Annotated in this window: 10 protein-coding genes; 6 read left to right on the top strand and 4 right to left on the bottom strand. The window is 59.7% G+C overall.

What is annotated here, in order from left to right; translation table 11 throughout:
• Positions 1-249: 249 nt before the first annotated feature.
• Positions 250-1134 (top strand): diacylglycerol kinase family protein, encoded by an 885-nt coding sequence (locus tag ABIT12_RS11910; protein WP_348044634.1) that lies wholly within the window; start codon positions 250-252, stop codon positions 1132-1134.
• A gap of 205 nt (positions 1135-1339) precedes the next feature.
• Here ABIT12_RS11910 and ABIT12_RS11915 read toward each other — a convergent pair whose 3' ends face one another.
• Both ABIT12_RS11915 and ABIT12_RS11920 read right to left on the bottom strand, forming a co-directional pair.
• Positions 1340-1624, bottom strand: a complete 285-nt coding sequence (locus ABIT12_RS11915; protein ID WP_348044636.1) for a hypothetical protein — start codon at positions 1622-1624, stop codon at positions 1340-1342.
• Positions 1625-2125: 501 nt separating this feature from the next.
• Entirely contained in the window at positions 2126-3835 is a 1710-nt protein-coding gene (locus tag ABIT12_RS11920; RefSeq protein WP_348044638.1) for a DUF6538 domain-containing protein, read from the bottom strand.
• Between the two features lie 417 nt (positions 3836-4252).
• Here ABIT12_RS11920 and ABIT12_RS11925 point away from each other — a divergent pair, with 417 nt between their 5' ends.
• The 3 genes from ABIT12_RS11925 (at position 4253) to ABIT12_RS11935 (ending at position 7262) form a co-directional block, all read left to right on the top strand.
• Complete coding sequence (locus ABIT12_RS11925; RefSeq protein ID WP_348044640.1) at positions 4253-5182, top strand: ligase-associated DNA damage response exonuclease; 930 nt, start codon at positions 4253-4255, stop codon at positions 5180-5182.
• 68 nt (positions 5183-5250) lie between these two features.
• On the top strand, positions 5251-6828 hold the full coding sequence (locus ABIT12_RS11930; RefSeq protein ID WP_348044642.1) for a cisplatin damage response ATP-dependent DNA ligase: 1578 nt from the start codon (positions 5251-5253) through the stop codon (positions 6826-6828).
• 134 nt (positions 6829-6962) lie between these two features.
• The gene (locus ABIT12_RS11935) at positions 6963-7262 is read left to right on the top strand and encodes a UvrB/UvrC motif-containing protein (protein ID WP_348044644.1); all 300 of its coding nucleotides are present in this window, start codon (positions 6963-6965) and stop codon (positions 7260-7262) included.
• Between the two features lie 269 nt (positions 7263-7531).
• On the opposite strand, the gene ABIT12_RS11940 is transcribed toward ABIT12_RS11935, so the two are convergent.
• Complete coding sequence (locus ABIT12_RS11940) at positions 7532-7909, bottom strand: MerR family DNA-binding protein (RefSeq protein WP_348044646.1); 378 nt, start codon at positions 7907-7909, stop codon at positions 7532-7534.
• Positions 7906-9621, bottom strand: coding sequence for a long-chain fatty acid--CoA ligase (locus ABIT12_RS11945; protein WP_348044648.1), 1716 nt, complete (start codon positions 9619-9621; stop codon positions 7906-7908). The genes ABIT12_RS11940 and ABIT12_RS11945 overlap by 4 nt, the downstream gene beginning before the upstream one ends.
• Positions 9622-9963: 342 nt before the next feature.
• Here ABIT12_RS11945 and ABIT12_RS11950 point away from each other — a divergent pair, with 342 nt between their 5' ends.
• Entirely contained in the window at positions 9964-12432 is a 2469-nt protein-coding gene (locus ABIT12_RS11950) for an acyl-CoA dehydrogenase (RefSeq protein WP_348044650.1), read from the top strand.
• Positions 12433-12583: 151 nt separating this feature from the next.
• A complete protein-coding gene (locus ABIT12_RS11955) occupies positions 12584-14545 on the top strand; it encodes a 3-hydroxyacyl-CoA dehydrogenase NAD-binding domain-containing protein (RefSeq protein ID WP_348044652.1) in 1962 nt (653 codons plus the stop codon).
• Positions 14546-14590: the final 45 nt, after the last annotated feature.

Genomic DNA, 14590 nt, shown 5'->3' on the forward strand with positions numbered 1-14590 from the left:
AATCTAACCCGTCGGGTTGGCGGCGACCTGTCGCCGGGTATACAGATTTGTAAGTCTTCGCCCGTGGCAGGATCGTCGGCACAGATGTGTTCCAAGCAGTTGTGGTCCCGTCGTAGCCACCTGCAAATCATGTGTAGGCCTAATTATTGTTCGTCTTTTGTTCCAGAACATCTGCGATGCAAAACGTCTTTTGCCTCTTCAACAATTAACCTCTGCAGGATCACGATCTGATTGACAGGGGTCCCCACCGTGCAGCGCAGCCGCTTCTTTATTGTCCATAATTCTAGGGCTGGCCGAAACGCTCGCGTTCGCTACGACGCGGTACTCGCGAATTTGTACAGGGCCGGTGCCAGCATCGATATTGTGGAAACTGTCACCTTTGATAATGGCGTTGAGGTCGCTGCAGCTGCAGCACTCACAGAAAGCTTTGACACCATAGTTGCGGCAGGGGGTGATGGGACAGTTCGTTCAGTCGCTACAGGGATACTGGGGCGACCCACCCCGCTTGGCATTATTCCCACCGGCACCGCAGATGTATACGCACGGGAACTCGGAATGCCCCGTAATCCCGCGGCACTTGCCCAGGTCCTCCTGCAAGGTCGTCAGAGAGAAATACCGGTAGGTGAGATAGACGGCCGACTTTTCCTATTTGTCGTTGGCGTGGGATTCGACGCCGAGGCCGCAAGCCTGTTCGAAGCGCGAGGCCATAGGGTATTGGGCAGAACTGGCCTCGCGTGGTCAGCGATAGAAGCCATTTTCATGTCACAGTACCAGCAGCTGAAATTGGAAACCGAAAACGGAAACTCCGACGCACGGTGGATTATCGCAACCAGAACGAAGCGCTATGCCGCCGGGCGGATGTTGGCTCCAGACGCGAACCCACTACAGGAGCAGTTTTACGTTCTTCATACGAACGGGAAATATTTCGCTCGGGTAGTTCAGCTCGCGGCTCTCGGAATAGGGCTGTTTAGGAATGTCCCAGGCTTGACGGTCGAAGCGGTACGCTGGGTTAAGATAACCGGCGACCCACGGACTGCGGTGCAGATCGACGGCGAGGTCACGGGAGGGCTCCCGCTGGAAATAAGGGTTCACAATAAGAAGCTTGCGGTCATCTTGCCAAAATGGGCGACATAGCTGTCGTCATCGTTTCAGACCAACGTGTGGCTCCGAGGAGACGCAGGCGGCTGGAGCCCAGTGCCGTGGCAAGCTAACGCCAAACAGCCGCAGGCGAATGAATGCTTGGCGAAGGGTAAGCCGATCATGGGAGCGCAGTATTATCTTGTTGTATTGCCGCCGAGCCCGGCCGGCCCACGAAAATTTCAATGGGCCGGCGTCAACGTTAGTCTTCCTGGCCGTTTTCAGCTGCTTCAGAGGCTCCTTGTTCCGACTCGTTGTCAGAATTTGAGCTGACTTTCATTCCTGGGCCGTCGCAGTGAACGGTTATCGCGACGATCTTGCCGTTGCCCATATCCAGATTGACGTCGCCGGTGGCGTTGCCCTGATCGCAGTAAGTGGCCAGTTCAGTCGCAGTAATGACCGATGAGTTTGAACTTGCCATGGCAACGGCCGGTGCAGCAGCAATTAGGCCGATGAAAGCAAGCGCCACAAAAGTATTTTTCAGCATTTGGATCTCCTTTTTTAGGTCCGCATGCAGCATGTCGAGGCTTTAAGGTGCCAATGGGAGTTTCCGGCGTGCAGTTTTGCGCCGCCGTCTAGCAAACGACATTGTTCTCCACTGAAAGATCACACCTTTGTCCAACGGTGATATCAACTAATACCAAGATAAATGCCTTTTGATTTTCATCAACAATGACTTAGAACCAATAGGTGCTTTCGCAGAATGCGGCAAATGCGGCAGGCCTTACGACTTCCGTACAAAATTGTATTATGCCGGGCGTAGGTTCAGGGCAGCACTGGAGTTCAACGCTGGTTTATTGCCCGGGTGCCGGGTAGGCATGCATGGGGTCTGCTGGTTTTTCGATCAGCCACAGAACGCTTTGCTTTTTCTTAATAGCCAACGCCCATACGTTGCTGAATAGTTTGACTGGCCGGATGTGCCACAACCGTCATGGTGGGCAGTCGCCGCCCGATCGGCAATCATGGGCGTCACCGAAGTCACCTCGTCTTACAGACCCGCCAGGAACGGCCATGAGACAGCCTGAACAATTTCATCCAGACGCTTGATATCAACCGGCCTGGGTGCCTTCTTGGTCCCATAGCCCTTAGTTGCGCCGGTTTCTGCGTGACCGAGCAACTGCTTTTTCTCGTCATCGCTGGCACCCAGTGCGCCGATGGCATCTTTGAAACTATGCCGGAACGAATACAGGGTCTTTTGCGGATCGGTGATTTTGAGGTCCTTGCGGGCAAAGTCGGCCCAGAAGGCTGAGACCTGCTGGGAGACAGCGTCGATGTCGCCATGTTTGGCCTCTACCGGCTGCCACAAGGTTTTCCAGCCTTGGGCCTCGGCCTCTTTGACCAGGTCCAATAGGCCCAGATCGATCATTTCATGGCGGATGGGCATCCAGCGCCGCCTGGCCTCGGTTTTGATATGTCGTCCCCCGCTAGTGGTAACAGCAAAGCACCAAATGTCCGTGTCAGGATGGATCCGAACGGTGTCTGGGCCAAGTTGCAGGATTTCGCTGGAGATCATGCCATGCAGGCACGAGATCAAGGGGAGCCAGAACGGTAATACACCCAATGACGCCGCCGCTGTTCCGGAAGTGATTTTGCGCTCGGTGAACATTGGATGGCCAAAAATGAGCGCCAGGTCATCAGTGGAATAGGGTTCACGCGCATCCTCTCCCTCTGGCACCGTTAAGCGAATATCGCCGCGGATTGCTTGATCGATCCAGCCCTTGTTGGCGGCAGTCTTGACCAAAGTGGTGATGTAGCCAGTGCGCTTGTTCACCGAGGCCGTAGCGTAATCGCCGCCATCATACAGTTGGTCCCTGAAGGCGATGATATGACTGCGCTGCACCAGACCCACATCCTTGATGCCAGAATGGCTCTGGAAGCGGCCAATGGTGATATCCATGTCGTTGAGCTGTTTGAGCGTTGCTGGCTTGTTGGCCCGGATCCGTTCGGCCGCATAGGCGGCGCGACAGTCGTTCAGTGACTTGCCCACCGCGCGGTGGCTGACATTGGCAGGACCAACAATCTTGGCAACCTGTTGTTCGGCCTTGTCGGCAATCGCGGCCTTCCACGGACCGGCAATAGTATCGGGATGGCAGTAGCCAACCTTCTGGCCCATGCGATAGCGCAGGGCGATGTCCAGAAAGCCGATTTCTGCAGCCAGGGCGGCAGCCATGAAACGCGCAAAGTATGGATTGGCCTGCGAGATCGGGATGCCAAGCCGGCGCACGACGGATTGGACAAAGGCGACGCGTTCAGCTGCGTATTCGCCGACGGTCATCTCTTTGAGCCGATGGTCGTGTTGGCTCAAGTCCAAGGCATCAGGATGCTCGGCCTGCAGATCAACGGTTTGCGCTGCTCCAGCAGCAAGCGCCCTTCCCCTCCGTCCCATGATCAGGCTTTTAAGATCGTCTTCGACCAATGTTGCCTTGAACCAGTCAGCCAGTTGCTCCCAATCCGGCCAGGTCCAGCTATCGACATGGATCACGCCAATGGTAAACCCACGTTCGCGGCGGATGCCGGCAAACTGGGCATCCAATTCGGTGGTGATGCGGCCGGCGGCTGCATAGGCTTCCGAGACATTCACGGTCGCCAGGGTTCGCTGGATGCGGATCACCGGAAAAGCATGGGCGACATCGCCGGGGATCCTGCGCACGTATTGCAAGACCTTGCCGCGCCGGATCACATAGGGAGGCAGCTTCATCGGATCATCCATGTTATGCACTATGGTGGACAAACGGACCTATCTCAAGGCCGTTTGTAGCGCGCAAAACATTGATTTAGCTGGTGGACTTATGCCAAAAGAAACATACTGAGAACTGAAAAAGAATTAAATTCAAAGGCTTAATGGAGAGGGGCGTTGACGAACTCCGCTACTGCCATCAAATATCCTTGGTATCAGTTCTCTGTATTCTAATCCGTTTCGGTCTCCCCTTGTGGGAGAAGGGAGCGCAGAAGGGCGGATGAGGGGGCTTTTACTTGATCGTTGCGGAGGAGAGGCCGCCCTCACCCTGCAATTCTGCTGGACGCAGAATTGCTGTCCCTCTCCCACAAGGGGCGAGGGTGATGACTGAGGGTTCGGATTCTGAACCACTTCGTTCGGTCTGACGTTATTGTAACCATGGCACCCATCCTCGACCGGCATCTGCATATCAAGGCGATCGATGCGTTCATCGATCCGGTGAGCCCGAAGGCGCGGGCGATCATTACCCATGGGCATGCGGATCATGCGCGAAGTGGGCATGGGGCGGTGCTGGCGACGCCGGACACCATTGCCATCATGAAAACGCGGTATGGCGAGGATTGCGCGGGGCAATTTCAGGCGCTGGATTTTGGCGTACCGCTGCCGATCGATGATGTGATCATCACATTTTTTCCAGCCGGGCATGTGCTGGGATCGGCGCAGGTTTTGATCGAGTACAAAGGCCAACGCGCGGTGGTGACCGGGGATTACAAGCGGCTGCCGGACCGGACGTCTCAGCCGTTCGAGCTGGTGGAGTGCGACCTGCTGGTGACCGAGGCGACCTTTGGCCTGCCGGTATTTCAGCATCCGCTGCCGCAGCATGAAATTGCGCGGCTGCTGGCCTCGGTGCGCAATCAGCCGGAGCGGGCGCATCTGATTGGGTGTTACGCGCTGGGCAAGGCGCAGCGGGTGATCGGCCTGTTGCGCGATGCGGGGTATGATGCGCCGATTTACCTGCATGGCGCGATGTTGCGGCTGTGTGCGCTTTATGAGGAACTGGGGGTGCCGCTGGGCGATCTGCGGCCGGCGCTGGATGTGCCAAAGGCTGCAATGGAAGGCCAGATCGTGATCGCGCCGCCGTCGGCCATTCGCGACCGCTGGAGCCGGCGGTTTCCCGATCCGGTGACGTGTCAGGCGTCGGGCTGGATGAGCGTCAAGCAGCGGGCGCGGCAGGCGCTGGTGGAACTGCCGCTGGTGATTTCGGACCATTGCGACTGGGGCGAACTGCGCCAGACTATCGGTGACACCAGGGCGCAGACCATCTGGGTGACGCATGGGCGCGAGGATGCGCTGGTTTATTGGTGCTGACAGCAGGGGTTGACTGCCGAGCCGCTCAATATCCAGGGCTATGAAGACAATGGCGGGGAGGGCGAGGAATGAAACGCTTTGCCCAATTGCTCGAACTGCTGGCGTTGACGCCATCGCGCAACCGCAAATTGGCGGCGCTGACGCTGTATTTCCGCGAGACGCCGGACCCCGACCGGGGTTTTGCGCTGGCGGTGTTGACCGGCGCGCTGAGCTTTCGCAACGTCAAGCCGGCGCTGCTCAAGGAGACGGTGCTAGCCGAGGTCGATCCGCATCTGTTTGCGCTGAGTTATGATTATGTCGGCGATCTGGGCGAGACCATTGCGCTGATCTGGCCGCATCATGGTGGCACCGAGCCGCTGCCGTCGCTGACCGAGTTGATCGAACTGTTCAATATCACCGCGAAGTCGCAACTGCCCAAGCTCATCGGTTCACTGCTGACGCGCGCCGAGATCAACGAGCGCTGGGCCGTGGTGAAGCTGGCGACCGGGGCGCTGCGGATCGGGGTTTCGGCGCGGTTGGCCAAGACGGCTCTAGCCGATATGAGCGGCAAGGATTTGCAGGAGATCGAGGAGGTCTGGCACGGGTTGACGCTGCCCTATACCGACCTGTTCGCGTGGCTCGACGGGAAGGCAGAGCGGCCCGATATCGATCATGCGGCGCGGTTTCATCCGTTGATGCTGAGCAATCCGATCGATGCGGAAAAAGACCTCGGCAAACTGGCGCCGGAAGATTTTTCAGCGGAGTGGAAGTGGGACGGCATCCGTGTGCAGCTGGTGCTGGGCGAGGGGACGGCGTCGCTGTTTTCGCGCACTGGCGACGATATCGCCAATGCATTTCCCGATATCGTCGAGAACGTGCAAGGCCAGGCGGTACTGGACGGCGAATTGCTGGTGGGCAAGGATTTCGAGCCGGGATCGTTCAATGACCTGCAGCAGCGGTTGAACAAGAAGACGGCGTCGGCCAGGCATCTGAAGGACAGCCCGGCGTTTATCCGGGTTTACGACATCCTGTTTGACGCGCGCGAGGATATTCGCGCACTGCCGTGGACAGAGCGGCGGGCGCGACTGGAAGCGTGGCTGGTGAATAATCCGCAGACGCGGCTGGATATTTCCGAGGTGCTGCAGTTTTCCGGCTGGGAGGCGCTGGCGGAAATGCGGCGGCAGGGCGCGGCCGAGCATGGGCATGAGGGAGTGATGCTCAAGCTCAAGACCTCGCCCTATGTGCCCGGGCGGCCGAAGGGGTTTTGGTTCAAATGGAAGCGCGATCCGAATGTGGTCGATGCGGTGCTGATGTATGCGCAGCGCGGGCACGGCAAGCGCAGCTCGTTTTACTCGGACTACACGTTTGGCGTGTGGAAGGGCAACGAGATCGTGCCGATCGGCAAGGCGTATTTTGGCTTTACCGATGAGGAACTGAAACAGCTCGACAAGTGGATCCGGGCCAATACGATTGGATCGTTCGGGCCGGTGCGTGAGGTACGCAAGGAACTGGTCTTCGAAGTGGCGTTCGACAGCGCGCAGCAGAGCACGCGGCATAAATCGGGGGTGGCGCTGCGGTTTCCACGGATCAACCGGATCCGCTGGGACAAGCCGGCGGCGGAGGCGGGGACGCTGGAGGATATGGCGGTATTCGTAGCAGCGAGTTGATTCAGGTGAGGCCGGTCTGCAAATGGCAATGACCTGCGCTTCCGGTGCTCACGTACCTGAAGTACGCTCCGCTCCGGTTCTCGGCCATCACCATTTTCGACTCGGCCTGACCTGAATCAGCATCGAGGCTCCCAATGTCCACACGATCGATCCATGCGAAGATTGTTGCGCTTGAAGGCGAGATGGCCAAGGCAGCGGAAGCCATGGACTTCGAAGCCGCAGCGCGATTGCGCAACGAGATTGCGCATCTCAGAGGTGAGCGACCCGAACTGGCGACGGACGATGGGGATGCGTTGACGACCACCGTCAGCCAGCCGCCGCCGGGGGCGATGGGGCTGGGCACCAATGTGCCGGTGCGGCAACCACCCAAAGGCTGGGTGAAGCCGAAGAAGCCGGATTTGATGACGAAGAATGTCAAGCCGGGCGGGCGGTAGCCAACTTTAACTTCCTTCTCCCCTTGAGGGAGAAGGTGCCCGAAGGGCGGATGAGGGGTCTCTTGAGGCTCAATATTTGCGGCGGCAACCCCTCACCCAGATTTTCTGCTGAACGCAGAAAATCTGTCCTTGTTCGGTTCAAACCGCTCCACCGGAGCGGTTTGTGGCTGCGCCACCACCTCCAAGTCCCACAAGGGGCGAGGGGGGATTCGATGCGATTCTTCGCTACCTAAGTCTCTCGGGATAAGCAATTTATCAAACTGCTTGCCCTAACTGACATCCGCCAATTTGCGTATTTCCCTGAGTTCGCCAATGGTGGTTTCGAGATCGGATTTTTGGCGCTCCAGCGAGGCCAGGCGTTCGTCGACCTTGTCGACCAGCAGATTGACTTGCTGGGTGCGGTCGGCGTCGTAAAGGCTCAGATAATCGGAAATATCGCGGAGCGAGAAGCCGAGGCGCTTGCCGCGCAGGATGAGGATCAGCCGGGCGCGGTCGCGGCGGCGGAAGACGCGGGTGGAGCCGACGCGCTCGGGGGTGATCAGCCCCTTGGCCTCGTAAAAGCGGATGGCGCGGGTCGAGATGTCGAATTCCCTGGCGAGATCGGCAATGGCGAACAGGTCGCGATTTTCGGGTTCGGGACGGTTCATGGCTTTTTGCCTTTCAGCGCGGCGTAATCTTCGCGCAGTTCCTTTTTGGAGAGCTTGCCGACCAGGGTTTTGGGCAGGCTGTCGCGGAAGATGATGTCCTTGGGCAGCTCGATCTTGTTGAGCTTTTCGGCAAGGAAGCGCTTAAGTTCGGTCTCGCTGGCACTCTGACCGGACTTGAGTTTGACATAGGCGACCGGGGCTTCGCCGCGATAGTCGTCGGGCACGCCGATGGCGTTGACTTCTTCGACGGCAGGGTGCTCGAGCAGGGCTTCCTCGATGGTGCGGGGATAGACGTTAAAGCCCGAGCAGATGATCAAGTCCTTGATGCGATCGACGATGAACACATAACCGTCCTCATCCATGTGGCCGACATCGCCGGTGCGCAGCCAGCCATCCATGAAGGCGTCGCGGGTGGCTTCCTCATTGTTGTAGTAGCCCTGCATGACCTGCGGACCCTTGACCTGCAATTCGCCATCCTCGCCGATGCCGAGGACCCGGCCGGTTTCGACGTCGACAAAGCGGATATCGGTGGCAGGCAGGGGCAGGCCGATGGACATGGGTTTGCTGGGCACGCGCAAGGCGGCGCAGCAGACGACGGGCGAGGCTTCGGTAAGGCCATAGCCTTCGGCAAGGATAGCGGCGGACTTGGTCGAGAACTCACCCCGGATTTTATCGGAGAGGGCGGCGCCGCCGGAGATGGCGACTTCAAGGCTGGCAAGCTGCTCGCGGGTGACGGTGGCGTCCCGCGCCAGGGCTGCCAAAAGGGTCGGCACGGTGGGCAGGACGTTGGGCTGGGTGCGCATGAACAGGTTGAGCAGCGACTTCAGTTCGAACCGCGGCAGCATGATCACCGGGGTGCCATTGCAGAGTGGCACGTTCATGCAGACGGTCATGGCAAAGATATGGAAGAACGGCAGCACGGCCACGACCTTGGACGGCGGGTAGAACAGGCCGCACCCCCATTTGTCGATCTGGCTCATATTGGCGGCGATATTGGCGTGGGTGAGCAAAGCGCCCTTGGGCAGGCCAGTGGTGCCGCCGGTATATTGCTGCACCGCGATGTCCTTGAACGGATCGATCACCACCGCGTCCGGCGTCTGGTTGCGCGACAGCATTTCGGAAAAATAGGTGGTCTGGGCGGCGATGGGCGAGCGGGAGACCTTGGACAGGTCTTTGCGCTTGGCGATGGAATAGAGGATTTTCTTGGGCAGCGGCAGCGCATCCGGGAAGTGGCAGGCGATCACCGATTTGACGTAGCCGGCCTGGACCAGTGCCTCGGCCTTTTCGAACATTTGCTTCAGATCGAGCGTGATCAGCAGATCGGCGCCAGCGTTCCTGGTGATGTGAGTCAGTTCGTGGACGGTATAGAGCGGGTTGCAATTGACCACGATGCCGCCGGCGCGCAGCACGCCGTAATAGGCGATGGGATAGAACGGGGTATTGGGGAGCATCAGCGCGACGCGGCTGCCCTTCCTGATGCCGAACTGCTGCTGCAGGGCACCGGCAAAGGCGGTGATCTTCTTGGCCAGATCGCCGAAGCTGGTGGTGCCGCCGAGAAAATCCAGCGCCACCGCAAACGGGTCCTTGGCGCAGGCGGCCAGCACCTGTTCATGGACGGGACGGGTATCAATCCTGACGTCCCAGGAAATGCCTTCGGGATAGCTTGCCGTCCAGGGCCGCAGGGGCGCCGTGGCGTCGGTGGTGGTGTCCATCGCTGTCCTCCCGGGCAATTCGCCCTGATTGTGTGCGCCGCAACGCAGGCAACAATTTATTCCATGGCTTTACGTTAGCGTCAAATGCTTGCCGAACTGTTTGAGCGGCGGCGGCTCGGCGCGTAACGTCACCGCGCAAAATTCCGTTATCGTCATTGAGTTGACGTAAGCGTAAATGGGATTAGATTGGGTTTAATTCATTAATCGACAGGGTTTACAGTTCCTGTCGCTTCTGCCGCCACGGGCGCAGTGCAGACTGATCCGGCGTGGCGTTCAAAGCTAAGCATCCGTTTCCGGAACCGGCGCAACAGCCAGGCGGGAAACGTTGAGGAGGAGACTGGAATGACCCTGGCGCTGATCGCTGTTGGTCTTGTTGCATTTGCAGTCCTGGCGGTGCGGCAATCCCCGCTGTGGCAATGGGGGGTGGCAGCGCTGGTTCTTGGCCTGCTGAGCACCATCAGGTTTGGCACTACCGCGGTGCAGGTGGAAACCAATTTGGCCTGGCTTGTGCTGGCATTGCTGCCCGGGATCATTCTGCTGCTGCTGTCCGTCGCGGCGATCCGCAAGGCGGTGGTGATCGCGCCCACCTATGGCATGGTCAAAAAAATCCTGCCGCGCGTCAGCCGCACCGAGCAGGAAGCGCTGGATGCGGGCACTGTTGGCTGGGATGCCGAACTGTTCTCCGGGCGTCCGGACTGGAAGAAACTGACCGGCATTCGCCCGCTGACGCTGTCAGCCGAAGAGCAGGCGTTTCTGGATGGCCCAACCGAGCAGGTCTGTTCGATGATCGACGATTGGGACACGCGCAACAATCGTGCCGACCTGTCGCCGGAAGTCTGGCAGTTCCTCAAGGACAACGGCTTCCTGGGCATGTTGATTGCCAAGGAGTATGGCGGGCTGGGCTTTACCGCGCAGGCGCAGTCGATGATCGTTTCCAAGATCGCCAGCCGCTCGGTGGCGGCGGGGATCACGGTGATGGTGCCCAATTCGCTCGGGCCGGGCGAATTGCTGGAAAAATACGGCACCCATGAACAGAAGGAAAAGTACCTCGGTCGGCTGGCGAAGGGTTTGGAAGTGCCGTGCTTTGCGCTGACCGGAGTGCATTCCGGCTCCGATGCCGGCGGCATGCGCGACATCGGTATCGTCAGCAAGGGCCTGCATAACGGCAAGGAAGTGCTGGGCGTCACGCTGAGCTGGGACAAGCGCTACATCACGCTGGCCCCGGTCGCCACGCTGGTCGGGCTGGCGTTCATCCTGCACGATCCGGACAATCTGCTGGGTCGTGGCGAAAAGATCGGCATTACGCTGGCGCTGGTGCCGCACAAGCATCCGGGCGTGGAAATCGGCCGTCGGCATTTCCCGGCGCGGCAGGCGTTCATGAACGGGCCGACCACCGGCAAGAACGTGTTCATTCCGATGGAATTTCTGATCGGCGGCACCGAATATGCCGGGCAGGGCTGGCGCATGCTGATGGAGTGCCTGTCGACCGGGCGCGCCATTTCGCTGCCGGCGATCGGTTCGATTTCAATCAAGCAGACGCTGCGTGTCACCTCGGCTTATGCGCGGGTGCGCCGGCAGTTCGGCATTCCGGTGGGGATCATGGAAGGCGTCGCCGAGCCGCTCGGCGAGATGGTCAAGCGCGCCTATACCTATGAAGCGGCGCGGCGGCTGACGGCATCGATGGTGGATGAGGGGCAGCGCCCGGCGGTGATTTCGGCACTGCTGAAATATCGCACCACCGAAGCGATGCGCGACAGCATGGACGATGCCTTTGACATTCACGGCGGGCGGGCCATTCAGGACGGACCGAGCAATTATTTGTTCGGCGCCTATATGGCGCTGCCAGTGGCGATCACTGTGGAAGGCGCCAATATTCTGACGCGCACGCTGATGACCTTTGCGCAGGGCGTGTTGCGGGCGCATCCGTTCCTCTATCGGGAAATCTCGGCGGCGCAGAACAAGGATCGTAAAGAGGGGATCGAGCAGTTCGACACGGCTTTTGCCGGCCATACCAGCTTCATGCTGCGCAATATCGCCGCCAGCTTCCTGCATGGGATTTCGGGCGGGGCTTTTGCCTCCACGCCCAATAATGGGGTGATGGCGCATTGGTATCGGCAGTTGCACCGCTATAGCCAGGCGTTTGCGCTAGTGGCGGACTGGACCACGGTAGTTTTGGGCGGTGATCTGAAGCGCAAGCAGAAGATTTCCGGCCGCATGGCTGATCTCCTGGGCGATCTTTACATGATGTCGGCGGTGCTGAAGCGCTTCGATGAAGAGGGCGCCATTGCCGAGGACAAGCCGCTGGTCGATGCGATCATGGCCGATCATATCGCCATGATGGAAAAGAGCTTCGGCGAGGTGTTTGCCAACTTCCCCAATGGGCTGATGGCCAATGCCATGCGGGTGCTGTGCTTCCCGCTGGGGCGACATGCCAAGCCGGCTTCGGACCGGGTGAACTATCGCTTCGTGCGCTCGGTGCTGCGGCCCGGCGCGTTCCGTGATCGGCTGACCACCGGCACTTATGTGTCGATGGACCCAAATGACATTACCGGCGTTCTGGAAGACGCTTTCGTCAAGGTGACCGAGGCCGAGGACATCGAGGCCAGATTCATCAAAGCGGGCCGCAAGGGCGCGTTCGAGCGTCGGCTGGATCGCGACGCGATCGACGATGCGGTGGCGGCGGGTGTGCTCAATAGCAACGAGGCCGGTATTATGCGTGCCGCCGACGAAGCGACGGACCGGGTGGTGAAGGTGGATGATTTCCAGCCGGGGGAACTTGGGCTGGAAGAGAAGCGGGCGGCGGCGGAATAGTGCAACGCTCTCGTGGTTCGAGGCGCGTAAGAACGCGCGCCTCACCATGAGGGTTACTGAAATGACGGTGTAAAAGCAGGCCTCATGGTGAGGTGGGAGCGGAGCGACCCTCGAACCACGAGGGCGTGGCAAATGGCCCCGAGGAGCGAAGATGATCCAGCCGCAGATGCCAGTGACCAAGCATTGGTCGTTTCATGTCGATCTCGAACAGTTGGGCTGGCTGACGCTGGATACGCCCGGCGCGCCGGTCAATACGCTGAGCCGGGAGGCGATTGCGGAACTGGAAACTCTGGTCGGGCGGTTCGAGGACCTGATTTCCAGCCAGGAAATTGTCGGGATCATCCTGCTGTCCGGCAAGGACAGTGGCTTTATTGCCGGCGCAGACATTTCCGAGTTCGATGCGATGAGCGATTTTTCGGTGCTGCCCGATGCGCTCAAGCGCACGCATGCGCTGTTTCAGCGGATCGAGAATTTGAAAGCGCCGGTCGTGGCCGGTATCCATGGCTTCTGCCTGGGTGGCGGGCTGGAACTGGCGCTGGCCTGCCACTATCGCATTGCGGTCAATGACGACAAAACCCGGATCGGGTTTCCCGAAGTGAACCTGGGAATTTTTCCGGGTTTCGGTGGCACCGGGCGCTCGATCCGGCAGGCTGGGCCGGTGGACGCCATGGGCATCATGCTCACTGGAAGGATGCTGAAAGCGGGTGCGGCGCGTGGATTGAACCTGGTGGACAAGCTGGTGCGCCATCGCGACATGCTGCGCTGGGAAGCGCGCAAGGCGGTGATGCAGAAGCGCAAGGCTATCGGCGCGGGATTGTTCAAACGCGTGATGGCGATGGGGCCGTTGCGCGGCTATGTGGCGTCCAAGATGCGGGCTGAAGCCGGGAAAAAGGCGCGGCTCGAGCATTATCCGGCCCCTTATGCGCTGATCGATCTGTTCGAAGCCCACGGCAATGACTGGCAGGCGATGATCCGCGGTGAAATCGGAGCCTTCGTGCCGCTGATGGGTTCGGACACGGCGACCAATCTGCGGCGCGTGTTTTTCCTGTCCGAGGGATTGAAGAAACAGGGCGCCAAGGGCGCCAGATTTGCGCGGGTGCATGTGATTGGCGCCGGCGTGATGGGCGGGGATATTGCGGCTTGGTGCGCGTTGCGCGGCATGTCGGTGACCTTGCAGGACATTGACATGGAGCGGATCAAGCCGGCGCTGGATCGCGGCAAGGCACTGTTCAAGAAGCGGTTGCGCAAGAAGTTCGAGGTCGACGCGGCGGTGGCGCGACTGGAGGCTGATCCGACCGGCAAGGGCGTATCGCGCGCCGATGTGATCATTGAAGCGGTGGTGGAAAACCTTGAGGTCAAGCGCAAGATTTTTGGCGGGCTGGAAGACAAGCTCAAGCCGGGCGCGATCCTGGCCACCAATACGTCCTCGATCGAACTGGAACGGATCGCTGAGGGTCTGAAGGATCCGGCGCGGTTGATCGGGCTGCATTTCTTCAACCCGGTGGCGCAGTTGCCGCTGGTGGAAGTGATCCGCTCGACGTTCAATACCGATGCTGAAATCGGCAAGGGAGCCGCGTTTGCACTGGCGATCGGCAAGTCGCCGGTGGTGGTGAAATCGGCCCCCGGCTTCCTGGTCAATCGGGTGTTGATGCCCTACATGCTGTCGGCGGTGCAGCGGGTGGAAGCGGGCGAGAGCAAGGAATTGCTGGACGCCGCTGCGGTGGCTTTCGGCATGCCGATGGGCCCGATCGAACTGATGGATACGGTGGGTCTCGACGTCGGCAAGTCGGTGGCGACTGAGCTGGGCAATGCCGTGCCGGACAACTCGCAGTTCGCCAACCTGATCGCGGCCAAGAAGCTTGGCCGCAAGAGCGGCGAAGGCTTTTACAAATGGGTGGACGGCAAGGCCGTGAAGGGTCCGACGCCGGAACATGCCGATCTGGCGGGGTTGGGGCGTGAGCTGGTCAAGCCACTGGTCGATATGACCGAGATCGTGGTCGGCGAAGGCGTGGTGGCCAATGCCGACCTCGCCGATATCGGCGTCATCATGGGAACCGGTTTTGCGCCGTTCCTCGGCGGTCCGATGAAAGCGCGCAAGGATGGGAAAGCATGAAATTGGCCCGCAAAGACGTGATGCCGGACTGCGCCAGGCGTTGGG

This window comes from Devosia sp. (genome assembly GCF_039927955.1).
Lineage (GTDB): Bacteria > Pseudomonadota > Alphaproteobacteria > Rhizobiales > Devosiaceae > Devosia.

Excerpts from the sequence above, each read along its gene's own strand:
- ABIT12_RS11935 (WP_348044644.1), top strand. The coding sequence starts at position 6,963 with ATGTCCACACGATCGATCCATGCGAAGATTGTTGCGCTTGAAGGCGAG.
- ABIT12_RS11945 (WP_348044648.1), bottom strand. The coding sequence starts at position 9,621 with ATGGACACCACCACCGACGCCACGGCGCCCCTGCGGCCCTGGACGGCA.
- ABIT12_RS11915 (WP_348044636.1), bottom strand. The coding sequence starts at position 1,624 with ATGCTGAAAAATACTTTTGTGGCGCTTGCTTTCATCGGCCTAATTGCT.
- ABIT12_RS11920 (WP_348044638.1), bottom strand. The coding sequence starts at position 3,835 with ATGAAGCTGCCTCCCTATGTGATCCGGCGCGGCAAGGTCTTGCAATAC.
- ABIT12_RS11925 (WP_348044640.1), top strand. The coding sequence starts at position 4,253 with ATGGCACCCATCCTCGACCGGCATCTGCATATCAAGGCGATCGATGCG.
- ABIT12_RS11940 (WP_348044646.1), bottom strand. The coding sequence starts at position 7,909 with ATGAACCGTCCCGAACCCGAAAATCGCGACCTGTTCGCCATTGCCGAT.
- ABIT12_RS11955 (WP_348044652.1), top strand. The coding sequence starts at position 12,584 with ATGATCCAGCCGCAGATGCCAGTGACCAAGCATTGGTCGTTTCATGTC.
- ABIT12_RS11950 (WP_348044650.1), top strand. The coding sequence starts at position 9,964 with ATGACCCTGGCGCTGATCGCTGTTGGTCTTGTTGCATTTGCAGTCCTG.
- ABIT12_RS11930 (WP_348044642.1), top strand. The coding sequence starts at position 5,251 with ATGAAACGCTTTGCCCAATTGCTCGAACTGCTGGCGTTGACGCCATCG.